Source organism: Couchioplanes caeruleus (genome assembly GCF_023499255.1).
In the GTDB taxonomy this organism is placed as follows: domain Bacteria; phylum Actinomycetota; class Actinomycetes; order Mycobacteriales; family Micromonosporaceae; genus Actinoplanes; species Actinoplanes caeruleus_A.
In genome coordinates this window covers 7659802-7675601 of record NZ_CP092183.1, presented here as the reverse complement: position 1 = coordinate 7675601, position 15800 = coordinate 7659802, and the positions used below count along the sequence as shown (strand labels likewise).

Annotated in this window: 17 protein-coding genes and 3 tRNA genes; 10 read left to right on the top strand and 10 right to left on the bottom strand. The window is 68.3% G+C overall.

Annotated elements, in window-relative coordinates; all coding sequences use genetic code 11:
• Window positions 1–52: 52 nt before the first annotated feature.
• Complete coding sequence (locus tag COUCH_RS35465; RefSeq protein WP_275980038.1) at window positions 53–754, bottom strand: GntR family transcriptional regulator; 702 nt, start codon at window positions 752–754, stop codon at window positions 53–55.
• Between the two features lie 544 nt (window positions 755–1298).
• On the opposite strand from COUCH_RS35465, the gene COUCH_RS35460 reads away from it, so the two are divergent.
• The gene (locus COUCH_RS35460; RefSeq protein ID WP_249609498.1) at window positions 1299–2498 is read left to right on the top strand and encodes a carbohydrate-binding protein; all 1200 of its coding nucleotides are present in this window, start codon (window positions 1299–1301) and stop codon (window positions 2496–2498) included.
• Window positions 2499–2628: 130 nt separating this feature from the next.
• Here the strand turns inward: COUCH_RS35460 and COUCH_RS35455 are convergent, their stop codons facing one another.
• From COUCH_RS35455 to COUCH_RS35440, 4 genes are all read right to left on the bottom strand, one after another.
• Window positions 2629–2988 carry a DUF4180 domain-containing protein gene (locus tag COUCH_RS35455; protein ID WP_249609497.1) on the bottom strand — a complete coding sequence of 120 codons (360 nt, stop codon included), beginning with the start codon at window positions 2986–2988 and terminating at the stop codon, window positions 2629–2631.
• A 39-nt stretch (window positions 2989–3027) separates the two neighbouring features.
• Entirely contained in the window at window positions 3028–3699 is a 672-nt protein-coding gene (locus tag COUCH_RS35450) for an MOSC domain-containing protein (RefSeq protein WP_249609496.1), read from the bottom strand.
• Window positions 3696–4526, bottom strand: coding sequence for a GNAT family N-acetyltransferase (locus COUCH_RS35445; protein ID WP_249609495.1), 831 nt, complete (start codon window positions 4524–4526; stop codon window positions 3696–3698). Before COUCH_RS35445 ends, COUCH_RS35450 begins: the two co-directional genes overlap by 4 nt.
• Before the next feature lie 82 nt (window positions 4527–4608).
• A complete protein-coding gene (locus COUCH_RS35440; protein ID WP_275980037.1) occupies window positions 4609–5619 on the bottom strand; it encodes an LLM class flavin-dependent oxidoreductase in 1011 nt (336 codons plus the stop codon).
• Window positions 5620–5745: 126 nt separating this feature from the next.
• Here COUCH_RS35440 and COUCH_RS35435 point away from each other — a divergent pair, with 126 nt between their 5' ends.
• Window positions 5746–6348 (top strand): class I SAM-dependent methyltransferase, encoded by a 603-nt coding sequence (locus tag COUCH_RS35435; protein WP_249609493.1) that lies wholly within the window; start codon window positions 5746–5748, stop codon window positions 6346–6348.
• Here the strand turns inward: COUCH_RS35435 and COUCH_RS35430 are convergent.
• The 3 genes from COUCH_RS35430 to COUCH_RS35420 all read right to left on the bottom strand — a co-directional run bounded on the left by COUCH_RS35430 (window position 6322) and on the right by COUCH_RS35420 (window position 8223).
• Window positions 6322–6930 carry an O-methyltransferase gene (locus tag COUCH_RS35430; protein ID WP_249609492.1) on the bottom strand — a complete coding sequence of 203 codons (609 nt, stop codon included), beginning with the start codon at window positions 6928–6930 and terminating at the stop codon, window positions 6322–6324. The genes COUCH_RS35435 and COUCH_RS35430 overlap by 27 nt on opposite strands.
• 193 nt (window positions 6931–7123) lie before the next feature.
• Complete coding sequence (locus COUCH_RS35425; RefSeq protein WP_249609491.1) at window positions 7124–7339, bottom strand: DUF397 domain-containing protein; 216 nt, start codon at window positions 7337–7339, stop codon at window positions 7124–7126.
• Window positions 7336–8223 (bottom strand): helix-turn-helix domain-containing protein, encoded by an 888-nt coding sequence (locus COUCH_RS35420; RefSeq protein ID WP_249609490.1) that lies wholly within the window; start codon window positions 8221–8223, stop codon window positions 7336–7338. Before COUCH_RS35420 ends, COUCH_RS35425 begins: the two co-directional genes overlap by 4 nt.
• Window positions 8224–8498: 275 nt before the next feature.
• Between COUCH_RS35420 and COUCH_RS35415 the strand changes: the two genes are divergently transcribed.
• The gene (locus COUCH_RS35415; RefSeq protein ID WP_249609489.1) at window positions 8499–8735 is read left to right on the top strand and encodes a hypothetical protein; all 237 of its coding nucleotides are present in this window, start codon (window positions 8499–8501) and stop codon (window positions 8733–8735) included.
• Window positions 8736–9543: 808 nt separating this feature from the next.
• On the opposite strand, the gene COUCH_RS35410 is transcribed toward COUCH_RS35415, so the two are convergent.
• A tRNA-Tyr gene (locus COUCH_RS35410) sits at window positions 9544–9624 on the bottom strand.
• A 150-nt stretch (window positions 9625–9774) separates the two neighbouring features.
• Here COUCH_RS35410 and COUCH_RS35405 point away from each other — a divergent pair.
• Together COUCH_RS35405 and COUCH_RS35400 are read left to right on the top strand one after the other, a co-directional pair.
• The gene (locus COUCH_RS35405; protein ID WP_249609488.1) at window positions 9775–10269 is read left to right on the top strand and encodes a YajQ family cyclic di-GMP-binding protein; all 495 of its coding nucleotides are present in this window, start codon (window positions 9775–9777) and stop codon (window positions 10267–10269) included.
• Window positions 10270–10309: 40 nt separating this feature from the next.
• On the top strand, window positions 10310–11119 hold the full coding sequence (locus tag COUCH_RS35400) for a sulfurtransferase (protein WP_249609487.1): 810 nt from the start codon (window positions 10310–10312) through the stop codon (window positions 11117–11119).
• Between the two features lie 212 nt (window positions 11120–11331).
• On the opposite strand, the gene COUCH_RS35395 is transcribed toward COUCH_RS35400, so the two are convergent.
• Complete coding sequence (locus COUCH_RS35395) at window positions 11332–11727, bottom strand: hypothetical protein (protein ID WP_249609486.1); 396 nt, start codon at window positions 11725–11727, stop codon at window positions 11332–11334.
• 259 nt (window positions 11728–11986) lie between these two features.
• On the opposite strand from COUCH_RS35395, the gene COUCH_RS35390 reads away from it, so the two are divergent.
• The 5 genes from COUCH_RS35390 (at window position 11987) to rpmG (ending at window position 15588) form a co-directional block, all read left to right on the top strand.
• The gene (locus tag COUCH_RS35390) at window positions 11987–12142 is read left to right on the top strand and encodes a hypothetical protein (RefSeq protein ID WP_249609485.1); all 156 of its coding nucleotides are present in this window, start codon (window positions 11987–11989) and stop codon (window positions 12140–12142) included.
• A gap of 55 nt (window positions 12143–12197) precedes the next feature.
• On the top strand, window positions 12198–14726 hold the full coding sequence (locus COUCH_RS35385) for a putative bifunctional diguanylate cyclase/phosphodiesterase (protein WP_249609484.1): 2529 nt from the start codon (window positions 12198–12200) through the stop codon (window positions 14724–14726).
• 373 nt (window positions 14727–15099) lie between these two features.
• Window positions 15100–15175, top strand: a tRNA-Thr gene (locus COUCH_RS35380).
• 47 nt (window positions 15176–15222) lie between these two features.
• Window positions 15223–15295: transfer RNA gene (locus tag COUCH_RS35375), tRNA-Met, on the top strand.
• Between the two features lie 125 nt (window positions 15296–15420).
• Window positions 15421–15588 carry a 50S ribosomal protein L33 gene (gene rpmG, locus COUCH_RS35370; RefSeq protein WP_015618978.1) on the top strand — a complete coding sequence of 56 codons (168 nt, stop codon included), beginning with the start codon at window positions 15421–15423 and terminating at the stop codon, window positions 15586–15588.
• The last annotated feature ends 212 nt before the right edge of the window (window positions 15589–15800 follow it).

Here is a 15800-nt window from a genome sequence, read left to right as displayed (position 1 = left end):
TTCTGCTGATAGGACCGGATGGGCGGCCGGATCGGTCACACCGCCCGGCGGGTCAGCCGGAATCGGGGCCCAGCTTCAGATGCTGGGTGATGCGGTATCTGTCGCCCCGGTACACCGACCGGGCGAACTCGATGATGCGACCGTCCGCGTCGCGAGTGGTGCGTTCGAAGAGCAGGGCGGGGGAGTGCAACGGCACCCCGAGCAGTCGCGACTCGGCGGCGTCCGTCACCGTCGGCTCCGTGGTCTGCAGCGCCTCGGCCGGAGTCACCCCGTGCCGCTCGCGCAGATGACGATAGAGCGACCCGCCGGCGAACTCATCCCGCGTCAGATTCGGAGCGACGAGACAAGGAATGTGGATCTCCTCCAGCGCGACCACCCCACCGTCGACGATCCGCCGGCGCAACACGCGAACCAGCTCGGCGCCGGGCGACACCTGCAGCCGCGACCCCAGCCGAGGACCAGCCGGCACCACGTCGAACTCCAGCACCTCGCTGGCCCACTCACCCTCCGCGGGCGGCAGGTACGCCGTCGAGGCCGGCACCTCCTGCGAGATCCTGGGCGGGCCGGTGAACGTGCCGCGGCCGTGCCGGCGTACCAGAAGCCCCTCCCGGGCCAGCTCCTCGATGGCGGCCCGGATCGTCGGCCGGGAAGCGCCCAGCGCGCCGCTGAGGTCCCGCTCGGACGGCAGCGCATCGCCGGGCGGCAAGGTCGCGATGAGCTCACGCAACCGTTCCTGAACCTCACCCCGCCGCATCCCCGCCCGCCCTCCGCCGCCCGCGGCCTTTCACCAGCTCCGGCCCCTGCTTTCTCCGGCCTCGGCCCCTGCGTTCCTTCTGCCTCGACCCTTGCCTCGGCCTGGGTCTCTGCCCCCGCTTTCCCCGGCCTCGGCCGTCGCTTTCTCCGCCTCGGCCCCGCACTTCCGGGCCTCGGCCGTCCACTTTCCCGGCCTCGACCCTCGTTCTCCCGGCCTCAACCTCGTTCTCCCGGCCTCGGCCCTCGTTTCCCGAGGCCCCGGCCTCGCCTTCCCGGGCTTCGGCCCTCGCCCTTCGGGCGTTGGCCCTCCTTCGACCCCTGTCTTTCCCCGGCCGTCGGCGCGCCTCTGTGTGCGCGGCCGGTCGCGGCTGGTGGTCTGCACTCTGCCGGGTCCGCGCGGCCTTGTCCATCTTGTCCACTGGCCATTTCAGCAGGCCGTGATTTAAGCCGGACCACAGGTCAGGGCTATTGACGATCACCGCTACCGCCAGGTTGTGTGTTGACCACTGGTAAACATCCCCGATACCCGAGGAGGCCCTTCCCCCATGGGCCGGAAACGCACCATCACCGTCGGCGCCACGGTCGCGGCCACCGCGGGCGCGCTCGCCTACGGCATCGCCGCCGCCCCGAGCAGCAGCGCGGCCACCGCATGCGGCGCGCTGTTCGACGACTTCAGCTACTCCTCCCGTACGGACCCAGCGCTGTCCCAGCGTGGCTGGAGCATCCGGGGCCAGGCGGGCGGGCCGGGCGTACCGGGCGCCAGCTGGCTGGCCGACAACGTGTCCTTCCCCACCGTGGACGGTCAGCGGGTAGCGCAACTCACCGCCAAGACGAACGGCACCGCCGCCGGCACGTCGCACGCCGAGTTCTCCCAGAGCAACCGCCGTTTCCTCGAGGGCACCTACCTCGCCCGCATCAAGTTCGCCGACGCGCCGTCCACCGGCCCCGACGGCGACCACGTGAACCAGACGTTCTACACGATCTCGCCGCTGGCAGCCCCGAAGGACCCGCTCTACTCGGAGATGGACTTCTCGGAGTACCTGCCCAACGGCGGCTGGGGCGAGGCCGGCCCGATCAACTACCAGACCACCTGGTACACGTACGTGGCGGACCCCTGGTACGCCGACAACCAGCACAGCCAGCAGGCCAGGAGCATCGCGGGCTGGCACGACGTCATGGCCACGGTCGCCGACGGCCACGTGAAGTACTACATCGACGGCGCCCTCGTCGGCGACCACTCGGGCAAGGTCTACCCGAGGCAGAAGATGTCCATCGACTTCAACCAGTGGTTCATCGACCTCGCGGGCCGATCGGCGGGAGCCACCTCGGTCTGGCAGGAGTCGATCGACTACGTCTTCCACGCCAAGCGCCAGGTCCTGACCCCGGCCCAGGCCAACGCGGCGATCGCGTCGTACCGCTCGGCGGGCACGACCCACACGGACACCATCGCCCCGGCGGACGACTGCACGGCGACCACACCGCCGGCCCCGCCGACCACCACTCCCGCAACCCGCCCACCGACGACCACACCCACCACCCCGCCGACCACGGCACCCACCACCCCGCCGGCGACCCGCCCGACAACGACGGCCCCACCGGCCGGCACGGCCTGGGCGCCGAACGTGGCCTACCAGCTGGGCCAGATCGTCACGTACGACGGCAAGCGCTATCAGTGCCGCATCGCCCACACGTCGCTGGTGACCTGGGAACCGCCGAACGTCGCCGCCCTCTGGCAGCCGCTGTAGCCAGAAGGCCGTCGGCTGTAGCCCGCGTTCCCGGTCACCTCACCGGGAACGCGGGCTCCACCGTCCTCTGTGGCGTTTGGCGCAGGCGAACCAGCCCGCCTCACGGAGCCGCCCGAGCTGAGCCGGCCGCTCACCCCAGCCGCTCGTCGAGCTCCTGGAAGTCCTTCACGAACCACACCTGCTTCCCCTTGTTCGTCTCACGAATGAGGTCACGAAGCGCACCGCTCTCCGCCACGTGAGCCGAGATGTCACCCACGACGGCGAGCCGAATCCGGTAGTTCACGAACTTCTGCATGATCTCGCCGGCCACCCCCGTGCTCAGCCGGTAGAAACTCGCATGGAGCCGCTCGGCCGGGATCGCCACCACCTCGGCTCCCGCGTACGCCGCACCGATCAGATCGAGCGCGTCCTGCGGTCCCGCAATGGGGGCCCCCTCGGCGTCACACACGAGCACGGGCACCCCGCCACGCTCGACTATCTGATCGGCCATCTGACTCTCCCTCCACGGAAACTGTCGATGAACGGCAGGTCAGCCATCACGCCCGAGCCTGCGACGAATGTCCGCCTTGAACCTCTCAGGGACCCCGTCCCGCTCCAGGTACTTCGCGAGCAGCTCCGGCTCATGCATCCACGCCCGGAAGCTCTCGGCGATCGTCACGCCGTGCTCCGGTCGCTCCAACACGGTCACCGAGTCGCCCACCTGCACGTCGCCCGGCGTCACCACCCGCAGGTACGCCCCGGGCCGGTTCTCGGCGGCGAACCGCTTCACCCACCGCGGCTCCTGCATCTTCCACTGGAACGTGGCACAGGGGATCCGCCCGAACGTGGTCTCCAGCACGAGCGTCTCGCCGACCCGCCACTTCTCCCCGAGCACAGCCCCGCCGACCTCGACGTCCACTGTGGTCAGGTTCTCGCCGAAGAGGCCGCCCGGCAGCTCACGCCCCAGCTCCTTCTCCCACCATTCGTAGTCCTCCCGCGCGTACGCGTAGACCGCCTGGTCGTCCCCGCCGTGATTCCTGATGTCGAAGATCTGGTCGCCCGCCAGTCCGCTCGCTTGATCCGGCGGCAGCGTGCCCTGGGGCCCCGGCGCCCGGACCGCCACCGGGTGCGTGACCGGCTGCTTGTTGATCCCGGTCCGGCCGACGTTCTTGGCGTTGCTGTCCTCGGGCACGGCAATGTTGACCTGCAAGATCCGGCTCATGCGATGAATTCCACCATGCTGCGATCCTCCAGAGGTGTATAGCCCAGTCGCTGGTACAGGGCGTTCGAGGTGGGGTTGGCAAGGTCGGTGAACAGCAGGACGTGCGAGATCCCGGCGTCGAGCGCGGCCTGGCTCAGGGCGGTGGTCACCGCACCGGCGAACCCGTGACCCCGGTGCTCGCGCGGCGTGTAGACGGCCTGGATCCGCACCATCGCGGCCTCCGGCCGGGTCACGCCGCCCATCGACACCGGCCGCCCGTCGAGCTCCCAGACGAGCATGCCGTCGTGTGCCAGCTTGTCGTCGATGAACTCCTCGACCTGGTGCGGCTCCTCGCCGACATCCCGGTAGAAAGCCGCCATCCAGTCGACGAGCAGCTCACGGTCGGCGCCGCCCGCCACGCGAGCCGAGCCCTTCGCCGGGGGAGTGGGCGGCACGAGGGTGCCGAGCCGGTAGAGCCGCTGCTTCTTGTGCACCCGCGAGCCGGATCCGGTGAGCCGCTCCCACTCGCCGGCGAAGGCCTCGGCGGTCGCGTCCGGCGCGATGACGCCGGGCAGACCCGCTTCGCACAGGACTCCGGCGAGCTCGGCGGCCGCCTCTGGGGACATCGCGGACAACAGCGCTTCGCGCGGTGGCGTACGCAGGAAAGCCGCCTCCTCGCCTTCCCGCCACCCGAACACCGGCGCCTCGGCCCCGTAGGCGCCCGGCCCGTGCACTCGTACGGTGTCAGCGATCGTCAGCAGCACCGTGTTCTCCACCGGGCGTGCGCGGAGAAAGCCGCCCGCCCGGTCGAGGAAGTCGTCGACGTCCTTCGTGATGTGCCAGACCATGGCGCCGATTCTGGCAAAGTTGCCGCGTCGGCGAACCCGGTTATCCACAGGCCGGCGTGCCGCAGGCCGTGATGTGGATAAGTCAGAGCCCCCATGCCTTGGCGATCCGGGCCAGCGAATCCCGCCGGGTCGCCGGGTCGTACACCGTGCCGGCGAGGATCAATTCGGCGGCGCCGGTGCGCTCGACCAGCGCGTCCAGCCCGGCCACGACCTCGTCGGCCGTCCCCGCATACTGAGTGCCGGGAAGTTGGTCGAGCACGCCCCGGTCCAGATCGGACAGCTCACGCGTCGCGGCCGTCTCGGGCGACACGATCGGACCCAGCCGTCCCGTACGCAGGCTCAAAGCCATGATCCGGCTCGGCCCGGCCAGGAACTGGGCCTCCTCGGTCGTCTCCGCGGCGATCACCGAGGCACTGATCATCAGAAGCGGCTCCGGGAACCGCGGCGAAGGCTTGAAACCGGACCGGTACAGACGTGCAGCCGTGTCCACATCGGAACTCATGGCGAAGTGGTACGCGTAGCAGAACGGCAGCCCGAGCGCGGCAGCCACCTGAGCCCCGTACGTCGACGACCCCAGCATCCACACCTCGGGATAACTCGCCGGCGAGGGCGTGGCCCTGAGCCGCTCGATCCGCTCCGGCGCGACCCGGTCGTCGCCGAGCAGGGCCAGCACCATGCCCAGGTGGTCGGGGAACTGCTCGACCGTCAGATGCGGCGACACCCCGCGCAGAGCGGTGGCCGTGGCCTGGTCGGTGCCGGGCGCCCGCCCGATGCCGAGGTCGATCCGGCCCGGATGCAGCGCCTCCAGCAGCGCGAACTGCTCGGCCACCACGAACGGCATGTGGTTGGGCAGCATCACGCCCCCGGAACCGACCCGGATCCGTTGAGTGCTCGCCGCGACGTGCGCGATGAGCACCGGAGGGGAGGTCGACGCCACGGCAGGCATGTTGTGGTGCTCGGCCACCCAGAACCTCGAATACCCGAGTTCATCGGCGGCCCGGGCGATCTCCGTCGTGCCCCGGAGAGCGTCGGCACTGTCATGACCCTCACGCACAGTGGCAAGGTCAAGGACGGACAAAGGTACGCGACTCACCCGCCGACCGTAGCTCGGCGCGTACCCCCGGCAGGCGGCACGGACCGCATGACGTTCGCCACGTTCCCCTGCCCGCCAGGCGCGACATCCGCCGCCCGGTACGCCACCCTGAAGAGGGAGGTATCGATGAGCTACGACGACGTGGTCAGCAGCCTGAGAACCATCTACGACGCGCGCGCCGCCAAACGCGACGCCACGGCAAGACAATCGTGGAAGCTGGAAGAACGCGGTGCATTCCTGGACCGCCTTCAAGCCGTGGAGGCGACCACTCTGCTGGATCTGGGAGCGGGCACAGGCCAGGACGCCGCCCACTTCGCGGCCCAAGGACTCAAGGTCATCGCCGTGGACATCGCACCCGAACACGTCGCGCTGTGCCGCGACAAAGGCCTGACAGCAGAGGTACGCGACGTCCTCCACCTCGGCTTCGCCCCAGCGGCCTTCGACGCGGTGTGGTCGCTGAACTGCCTGCTCCACGTACCCGACAAAAGCCTGCCCGCCGCCTTCCGTGCGATACGCGAAGTCCTCAAGCCGGGCGGCCTGTTCTTCGTCGGCCTCTGGGGAGGAGCAGACTCGGAAGGCATCATGGAAGAGGACGGCCGCTTCTTCGCATTCCGCTCGGACGAACGCCTCCTCCGGTACGCCTCAGAAGCATTCGACCTGGTCGACTTCCACACCATCGACCACGGCTTCCACTTCCAAACCCTAACCCTCGCCCGCCCCCTCCCGTAGACCGGCGGGACCGCGACGCCAGGCAAGGTGCAATCCCTTCCCCACGGCGACGGTCTCCCCGACGAAATCCGGGTCGGCGGCAAGCAAGGCCAGAATCTCGGCCACCTCATCCGGGTGCGACAGCACATTGTCGATAGCGAGCACCCCGCCCGGCCGGAGAACCCGAACGGGATGCGGCCACCACCCGGCATACTCGGTGCGCTCAGCATCGAGAAACAGCAGATCCACGCTCGCATCGCCGCGCCCGGCCAGGAACGCCCCGCCATCCTGAATCAGCCGGGTCACCGCAACCCCGGCCCGCTCCAGATTCTGCGAAACGCCGGCCCACTCCTCGACATCCACCGTCGTGACCCGCCCCCCGGTGTCGCGCGCAGCGTCAGCCAACCAAATCGCCGAGTACCCGTTCGACGTCCCGATCTCGACAACGTCCCGCGCCCGAGCGACACGCAGCACAAGCGCCAGCAGCTCGGCCGTAGGCGGCTCGAGATTCCGCAGCCGGCGCAGCCGATCCGGCTCACCCGCATCACGCGCGGCGCCCCGGTCAAAGAGTTCCCGGAGCGAGGTACGGAGCTTCGCATCCATCCCAGGATTGTCCCACCGCCCCGGCTCGCCGCCCGGACCGGCCAGCAGAGAACGAGAACGGTGCCGGAGACTCGCTGTACTCATCCCGCACATCGCAGAACTAGTGAATGCTCCTGCTCGGCGAGTCCACACAACAATCCGGAGCTTTTGTTCTGCTGTGCCGGAATAGGCGCGACTCGTGCCAGTGCCGCGACTAACTTACGAGATCATCGAACTCGCCCTTCTTTGCGCCATCTAGAAAGGCGTCGAACTCCGGGATCGTGTAGAGGATGACGTCACCCTCTGGGTAGCGCGAGTTTCGGACGGCAATCAGATTGTCGTATTTCGCAACTTCCACACAATTTCCGTTAGCGCTCTTTTTGGCAATGCGCCAAGCAAGGTTGTGGCGGTCGAAGTTGGCGGGAATCATTGGAATTGCACCTCAGAAAGAACGCGCTGGATAATAGTGATTGACTTCGATTCACTGGCTGCGATTGCGGTTAGGCCAGAGAAAAGGTCTTTGCAGCGTTGAACCTCTCTCACCTTCGGCTGAACGATTGCGCCGAGTGGACCCTCCGCGTACGCGACGTCTGCGGCGCTTCCGTCGAAGCTGAGAAGCGCAGTACTTGCGGCGTCGGCAAAGCTCAGGAGCGAGAATGACCCGAATAATCCGAAGCCTCTTGGCGTTGAGAAGGGCAACACTTGAAGCGTGACGTTAGGCAACGTCGCTCGTTCTACGAGCAGATTCAGCTGCGCCTTCATGACCGCTGCGCCACCGATATTTCTGCGCACCACCGACTCGTCGATGATTGCGTGCAGTCTAACCGGATCGGCGGAATCCAGGATGTGCTGCCGCTCGATCCGTAGCGAGACGGCTTGATCAACCTTATCCTCAGTGAAGGAAGGGTTCAAATCTACGATTACGGATCTTGCGTAATCGCGTGTCTGTAGCAATCCAGGGACGTAAGCCAGCTCGAAGTTCTTGATCGCCGCTGCGCCGGCCTCAAACTCGACGTACGTGGATGGATCTTCGTTGACGTCGTACGCCTCCCACCAGCCGTTCTGATGGCTGGCTCTCGCGACTCGCATCAATTGATCAGTGGTGTCTTGGTCTAAGCCGTAGTGCCGACTGAGCTCGCGTACGTAGATGAGGCCGGGTCGCCGACCCCCGTTTTCAAGGCGGCTGATCACCGAAGCGTTGATGTTGGTTGCTTTTGCCACGTCAGAGGCCGTCTCGTTACGAGCCTCTCGGTACTGCCGAAGCAGGGCGCCGAGCTGTCGTCGAAGCAGCGTCGGGCTGGTACGGCCTGGCACGATCCACCCCCTGTGGCTGCACCCAGCCTATGTCAAGACGCCACCTGTCAAGGTGCCACCGAACAAAAAAGCCTGTGGCAACTAGAAACTTGGCAGATCATTTCGTGGCAAGGAACCGTGTGTCAAGTTTGCCGCTGGCAATTGCCGGACGGGAGTGATGCGTACACACTCAGTAGCAGAGCGGTCACAGGGAAGGCGCCCGCTGGCTGGCACCAGCGAGCGCCTCGCAATCCCGAACCGAGTCCAGTCGCAGAGATGATCGAAGGGATCGGCTCATGAACAGTTTAGTACTCACCGCCGTGCAGTCCCACCCTAGAAATGACCTTGCTGCGGCTAGGTCACTGCTCCTCATCCTTGCCGTCCTGATGCTGGTAGCGGCCTTGCATATGGCTGTCCGTGCCCTGGCGCCGATCCGCGAGGTGGTGCGCGCTTTGGCCGCCGCCGCAGCCATGTGCGCCCTCGTCGTCTGCGCGCTGGGCGTGCTGCTGTTTTCTTTGATCGTTCCTAGGTGACGCCGTCGTGGGTCGATCTCGTCCGCCCATCCAACGGAGGAACGGGAGGTCGGTTGCGGACCGATGCTGCGTATGTCGAAGCAGTACAGCAAACGTGTGTTGACTGAGTCGGGTTCACCGGTGGACGACTAGGCATGCGACGCGCGCAAGCGGCCGTCGTCGGCGGGCCACCGGTAATCCGCAGCTTCAGGTCAAAGGAGGCCTGGACGTCGCCTTAATCCTCATGACGCATGGATGGTTGGGATCTACCGTGGTCCCGATGCTGACTGCGGAACGGCGGCGGTTCTACGACTCATGAAGCCGTGGTGCACGTTGGCTGATCGCGGAGGGATTCGATCCAACCTTCGATGGCGGCGAGGAGGGGCGCCCAGGTGTCGCCCGCCAGCCGAAGCTGCCGTCAGGGCCGAGCAGATGCTGGCGGGGACGGCTGTCCGTTGCGGGCCGGCTTCGACCCACCATCCCGGGTTCGGAGAGGTCTTCTACCCGCTTCGAGATGCGGCCGCATAGCATGCGGGGCCCCGTCTCCCTCGTCCTCCGCCCGGGGGACGAGGGAGGGCGAGGTGGTCCCAGCGCGTTAAGTAGACGGACGTGGCGCATCGCGGGCACCATATCGGCCGAACTCACGATGGTGACGTTGATGCACTACCGCAGTCCGTCCGGTCAGCAGACCCTCGGCGGATGTCAGGTCTCGTGATTGATCGGCCATGATCCGCCCAGAGCCATTAACGACGAGGCGGATCCAGCCGGACTCGACGAGAACGGCCCCGGAGCGCGTTTCCGCAGCTCACGGGGCCGTCATAGGAGCCTGTGGCGGGTAGAGGATTCGAACCTCTGTAGCTTTCGCGACGGATTTACAGTCCGCTCCCATTGGCCGCTCGGGCAACCCGCCTGGGCACTGCCGCCACGGTCTCCCGCAGCAGCGAACAACAGGATAGCCATAACGCCGCGCGGATCCACAACCGGGTACGGTCGGCATGTCGGAGGCCTGTACGCGGCCTTCGCGGACATCGATACGTGGCCCAGCAGCAGGAGTCTGATCATGGCAGCCAGCCCGTCGTTCGACATCGTGAGCAAGGTCGACGGCCAGGAGGTGGACAACGCCTTCCACCAGGCGGAGAAGGAGCTCGGCACCCGGTTCGACTTCCGGGGGACCGGTACCTCCATCGCGAAGTCGGGGGATAACGGCGTCTCCATCACGTCGGAGACCGAGGAGCGTGCGTCCGCCGCGCTGGAGGTCTTCAAGGAGAAGCTGGTCAAGCGGAACATCTCGCTGAAGTCGCTGGAGGCCGGCGAGCCGCGGCAGTCCGGGAAGACCTACAAGATCGACTGCAAGGTGATCGAGGGGATCGAGACCGACAAGGCGAAGGCGATCAGCAAGAAGATCCGCGACGAGGGCCCGAAGGGTGTGCAGGCGCAGATCCAGGGCGACCAGCTGCGGGTCACCGGCAAGAAGCGGGACGACCTGCAGGCCGTGATCGCCCTGCTCAAGGCCGAGGACTTCGGGGTCGCCCTGCAGTTCACCAACTACCGCTGACCCACGCGAACAGCGGACGGAAGAGGGATAGGGGAGCGGCGTGATCGGTCCGGTCGTCGACGTGCACTGGCTGCAGGAGCACCGGGACCGTGTGGTGCTCGCCGACGTGCGCTGGTATCTCGACGGCCGTTCCGGCCGGGAGGCGTACGAGAACGGCCATCTGCCGGGCGCGGTCTTCGTCGATCTGGACCGCTGGCTGGCCCGGCACGCCTCGCCGGCCGACGGCCGGCATCCCCTTCCCGATCCCGAGGTTTTCGCGCAGGGCATGGCCGCTGCCGGCATCGGCGACGACGACACCGTGATCGGGTACGACGACGCCGGCGGAGTGATTGCGGCGAGGCTCGTGTGGATGCTGCGCGCCACGGGTCACGAGGCTGCGCTGCTGGACGGCGGGCTCACCGCGTACGAGGGGAAGCTGGTGAGCGGTCCGGCCAGCCCAGCCCTCGCGGTCTTCACGCCCCGGCCGTGGCCGGGCGACCGGCTGGCCGGTATCGACGATGCCGCGACGGGCGCCGCCGTGGTGCTGGACGCCCGCGACCGTGCGCGGTTCCGCGGCGACACGGAGCCGGTGGATCCGCGGCCCGGTCACATCCCCGGCGCCCGCAGCCTCCCGTGCCGCGACAACCTCGACGAAACCGGGCGCTTCCTGCCCGTGGCACAGCTCCGCGACCGTTTCGCCGCCGCCGGCGTACGCGAAGGCACCGACGTCATCTCCTACTGCGGCTCAGGCGTCACCGCCTGTCACAACCTGCTCGCGATGGAGCACGCGGGCCTCGGCGCGGGCCGCCTCTACCCGGGCTCCTGGTCCCAATACAGCGCAACGGACCGCCCCGCCGCGACCGGCGACTGACCCGCCCGCCGCAACCGCCGCCCGCCTCGCCGCGACCGGCGGCCGCAGGCGACCGCCCGCCGCAACCGGCGACTGACCCGCCCGCCGCCCGGCCTCGCCGCGACCGGTGGCCGCAGCCGACCGCCCCGCCGCAACCGGCGACTGACCCGCCCGCCGGCGACACCGGCCGACCGCCCACCGAGCCGGCGAATGACCCCGATTCCCCGGTCGGATCAGTCAGGGCGCCCGGCCAGCCCCCGCGCCGCGTCCGCCTGCCCCTCGTCGAACCCCTGGTACCCCGTCAGCTCGTGCTGGCGCACCTGCTCCTCGATCCAGCGGTTGTGCGACTCCCAGGCGGCCTGCTTGCTGGTGCCCAGCGCCGCTCCGATTTGCGTCCAGGACGCCCCCGCGCCCCGCGCCGAGCGGACCATCGCCTGGCGCCCGTACCCGGCTTTGCGGGAGACCACCTCGCTCAGCGCGAGTAGCTCCAGGGTCTCCTCCCGCGTGAGCGGGGTGGCGTCACTGTCCTCCGTCATCGTGGCCAGCGCGTCGCGCATCCTCAACTCGTCGTAACGCGTTGTGGCGGTGGAGAGCGTGTGCTGTTGCTCCAGTTCGTCGGGAGTGGTCATGTAAGTAGCCTTGTCGTCAAGGTGCCTTGACGTCAAGCCGACCTGACACCGGCACGCGAATTGGTCTCACATGTGCTCTTAAATCAGGCACAAAGCCGTCAATCATGTGGGCTGCCACCGTGACAGCACCTCAGCCGTTCAGCCAAGATTTCGGGATGTGCGGCTTCGACCGGCGCACGGACGCTGTCTGACGTACTCAGCGTGTGGCACCATCATGGAACCCCCCACCCGAGGCGTCTTTGTCGTACGAGGAGCGAACATGTCTGCAAGGAAGCTGGGCCGCTTCGCCGGCTTGGTTTTCGTGCTCGCCGCGTTGATCGGTGGCGCTGCCGCCGCCAACGCTGAGTACGGAACGGCGGGGGCCGGTGCAGAGCAGTCGGTGACTGCCATTCAGGCCGACCTGAGCTGGGGCTGACCCACTCGCCCGGTGCGCTGGCTCGCATGACCGGTCCCATTGACTGAGGAGCGCGATGACTGGGCGACCGGCACGGCCGACACGGTCGGCCCAGTACGCCTGGCTCGTCACGAACCCGTTGGCGGTGTTCGCGCTCGCGTGCGTCACGTGGTTCTGGATCCAAGAGCCTGACTGGTACAAATCCTGGCTGGGCGGCCTGATCGCCACTGCGGGACTCGGGCTCACCAGCGTCGGTGTTTTCAGCGTCGCCATTCGCAAGCAGAGCTTCTATGTGCTCGTCACCGAAATTCCGCTCGTTCTGGCGATCTATTACTTGCCGCCCGTGATGGTCGTCCTGGCCGCCACGCTGGCGCCCCTGCTGCCTCAGCTGCGCTCGCGCATGGGGTTCACGAAGGTCGCTTTCAACACCGCCAAGACCGCCGCAGCGACCTGCGCCGCACTGCTGGTCGTGGAGGCATTGCCGCCGATCCGCGGCGCCGGCCCCGGCACCTGGGGAATTCTGTTCGCCGCCGCCATGACGAGCGCGCTCGTGGCGCCGCTGGCGTTCGCCGCCGTCATGACGGTCATCCAGGGTCTGCAGGCGGGTCAGGAGACGTTCCGCGCCGGCTTGCCGACCCTCGTCACCGCCTCGATCAGCGTCGCGATCGGCTGCGTCTTCATCGTCGCCGTGGAGGCCACGCCCTGGGCGATCGCCCTGCTGGCGGTTCTGGTCGGCACGCTCGTCCTCGCGTACCGCTATCTGGTCGGCTTCCTGCGGCAGCACCGGACTTTGGCCGACGTGTACGAGCTCACGCTCGCCGTGCAGGAGCACGGCAATGACGCATCGCTCCCGGACGTCCTGCTCGGCCGCATCCGCGCCCTCATGCGAGCGGAGTACGCGACCATGTGGCTGCCGGCCAGCGGACGCCATCCCGAGGTCCAGCTGACCGCCCGCGTCGACGACAAGGGGCTGCTCGACCTCGCCGTCACCCCCGCGGCCATCCGGGAACGCGCCGTGGGCGGCCAGCACGCCGTCGCCGTCGGCAAGAACTTCGACGACACCGCCGACCTGCGCCCCACCCTGCGGGAGAGCCGGCTCAAGGACATCATCGTCGTCCCCCTGCGCTCCGGGCAGACCACGATCGGTTCCATCGAGGTGGTCAACCGGCAGGGTGGCACCCTCACGTTCCGCCCCGCCGACGTCCAGGTGTTGCAGACGATCGCCGCGCACGCCGCGGTCGCGGTCGAGAATTCCCGCCTGGTCGAAAGGTTGCGCTACGACGCGTACCACGACCGGCTGACGTCGCTGCCCAACCGCCGGCGCATGACCGACGCCCTCGCCGAGTCCGTCAAGGTACGGGCGCCCGGCGAAGTCGTCGCGGTCATGCTGTTCGACGTGGACGGCCTCCGGGACGTCAACGAGTCCATGGGACATGCGGCGGGCGACAAGCTGCTCGCCGAGGTCGCGCAGCGCCTTCGCAGCATCGCCGGACCGGGCGCCCTGGTGGGCCGGATCGGCGGCGACGAATTCGTGGTCACGCTGCGTGCGGAGAGCACCGAGGAGACCGTACGGCTCGCCACCGAGATGCGCGAGCAGTTGCGTGGCCCCATGGTCGTCGGCTCCCTCACCCTCGACGTGGACACCGCCGCCGGCGTCGCCCTGCACCCCGACCACGGTGACGACCCCGATTCGCTGCTGCGCCGGGCCGAGCTCGCCGCCAACGCGGCCAAGGCGCTTCCGTACGGCGTGCAGCTGTTCCACCCGGCCCTCGAGTCCCGGGCGGTACGCCGGCTGGGCCTGGCCGCCGACCTCCGCCGCGCGCTGGACACGGGCCAGCTCGAGGTCCACTTCCAGCCCAAGGTCTCCATCCAGGACCGGCACCTCATCGGCGTCGAATGCCTCGCCCGCTGGCAGCACCCCGCGCACGGCGACGTGTCCCCGGAGGACTTCGTCGCGGTCGCCGAGCACACCGGCCAGCTGCACCGCCTGACCGAGGTCGTCCTCACCGCCGGCCTGCAGCACTGCCGGGAATGGGCGGACGCCGGCCGGCCGCTGTCCATCGCGGTCAACCTGTCGGTGCGTACGCTCCTCGACCCCCGCTTCCCGGACCAGGTCCACGAGCTGCTCAAGCGGTACGCCATCCCGCCGGGCCAGATCACGTTCGAGATCTCCGAACCGGGCATGCTCGGCGAGATCGAACGCGCCCTGCCGACCCTCTACCGCCTGCGCGACCTCGGCGTACGCCTCGCGGTCGACGACTTCGGCACGGGGGCCTCGTCGCTCTCGTACCTGCGACAGCTCCCGGTCCACGAGATCAAGATCGACGACAGCTTCGTCCAGGGCATGGCAACCGACTCGGGTGACCTGGCCATCGTGCGAGCCGTGATCGGCCTCGCTCGCGAGTTCGGTCTCACCGTGGTCGCCGAGGGCGTGGAGAGCGAACTCACTCTCGACCTCCTCGCGGAGCTGGGCTGCGAGATCGGCCAGGGCTACTTCTTCAGCCGCCCGCTACCGGTCGAACGGCTGAACACCTGGCTGAGCGCCCAGACGGAGCCGGAAGAAACCCCCACCGGCGAGGTACGCCGCCTCCGCGCCGTCGGCTGACCACCCTCGCGACCCTTGCCCCTGCCGCGGCTGACCGTCCTCCGAGCACCGGTCAGCCCGCTGGTGTAGCACCGCCGGTCCGTCCTGGTGCCGCCCCGGCTGACCTTCGTGGGGGCGCCCGGTCAGCCCACCGCCAGCAGCCCTGGTGCCGCCTCGGCGGACCGTCCTCATACCGTCGGCTGGCCGTCCCGCACGGGCAGTTGGCCACCTCCGTGCCGCACCCCGCCGACCCGCTGCGGGCCGCCCATGACGCCGCCGATCCGGCCCGTCGGAGCGGCTTGATCTGCGATTACGCCGCGCCGGGGTACCGATTTCACCTCGGCTGCGGGGCCGTGTAAGCTTCTGTCTGCGCAACAAGCGAGAGATCGCGCGCGCCCCCTTAGCTCAGTCGGCAGAGCGTCTCCATGGTAAGGAGAAGGTCTACGGTTCGATTCCGTAAGGGGGCTCCAACCGGGTTCGTGATCCGCCCCTCAGGCGCTGGATTTCAGCCTGGCGCGGCGGTGTAGCTCAGATGGCAGAGCAAGCGGCTCATAATCGCTGTGTCGCCGGTTCAAGTCCGGCCACCGCTACTGTCCGGGACTAGTCCCGGATGCCGTACGACCCCGGGTTAACACCCGGCGTTTTGCATGTCCGCGTGGTTTGCGTCTACGCTGGCATGCCGTATGTGAACCCGTGAGCAGGAAGGCACCCCGCCGTGGCCAAGGCGACCGACGTCCGTCCCAAGATCACCTTGGCGTGTACGGAGTGCAAGGAGCGCAACTACATCACGCGCAAGAACCGCCGCAACGACCCGGACCGCATCGAGCTGAAGAAGTTCTGCCCCCGGGACGGTCGGCACACCCTGCACCGCGAGACACGCTGAGCTGAGCCCAAGAAATGGCGGCGCCCCGATTCGGGGTAGCCGCCATTTCTGCATTCCCCCCAGCCGGCCCCTCGCCCTTCCCCCCAGCCGGCCCTTCGCCGTTCCTGACCAGCTCCTCGCCGGCGCCGAGTTCGAAGCCGCCATCACCGACCTCCGCCGCCCACGGCCCACGCCGGCACTCCGCCCCACGCCGTGGCCATCCACGTGGCCCC

Bases quoted from the DNA above. Each gene is read 5' to 3' on its own strand.
- COUCH_RS35465 (WP_275980038.1), bottom strand. From the start codon at position 754: ATGCGGCGGGGTGAGGTTCAGGAACGGTTGCGTGAGCTCATCGCGACC.
- COUCH_RS35460 (WP_249609498.1), top strand. From the start codon at position 1,299: ATGGGCCGGAAACGCACCATCACCGTCGGCGCCACGGTCGCGGCCACC.
- COUCH_RS35455 (WP_249609497.1), bottom strand. From the start codon at position 2,988: ATGGCCGATCAGATAGTCGAGCGTGGCGGGGTGCCCGTGCTCGTGTGT.
- COUCH_RS35450 (WP_249609496.1), bottom strand. From the start codon at position 3,699: ATGAGCCGGATCTTGCAGGTCAACATTGCCGTGCCCGAGGACAGCAAC.
- COUCH_RS35445 (WP_249609495.1), bottom strand. From the start codon at position 4,526: ATGGTCTGGCACATCACGAAGGACGTCGACGACTTCCTCGACCGGGCG.
- COUCH_RS35435 (WP_249609493.1), top strand. From the start codon at position 5,746: ATGAGCTACGACGACGTGGTCAGCAGCCTGAGAACCATCTACGACGCG.
- COUCH_RS35430 (WP_249609492.1), bottom strand. From the start codon at position 6,930: ATGGATGCGAAGCTCCGTACCTCGCTCCGGGAACTCTTTGACCGGGGC.
- COUCH_RS35425 (WP_249609491.1), bottom strand. From the start codon at position 7,339: ATGATTCCCGCCAACTTCGACCGCCACAACCTTGCTTGGCGCATTGCC.
- COUCH_RS35415 (WP_249609489.1), top strand. From the start codon at position 8,499: ATGAACAGTTTAGTACTCACCGCCGTGCAGTCCCACCCTAGAAATGAC.
- COUCH_RS35405 (WP_249609488.1), top strand. From the start codon at position 9,775: ATGGCAGCCAGCCCGTCGTTCGACATCGTGAGCAAGGTCGACGGCCAG.
- COUCH_RS35395 (WP_249609486.1), bottom strand. From the start codon at position 11,727: ATGACCACTCCCGACGAACTGGAGCAACAGCACACGCTCTCCACCGCC.
- COUCH_RS35390 (WP_249609485.1), top strand. From the start codon at position 11,987: ATGTCTGCAAGGAAGCTGGGCCGCTTCGCCGGCTTGGTTTTCGTGCTC.
- COUCH_RS35385 (WP_249609484.1), top strand. From the start codon at position 12,198: ATGACTGGGCGACCGGCACGGCCGACACGGTCGGCCCAGTACGCCTGG.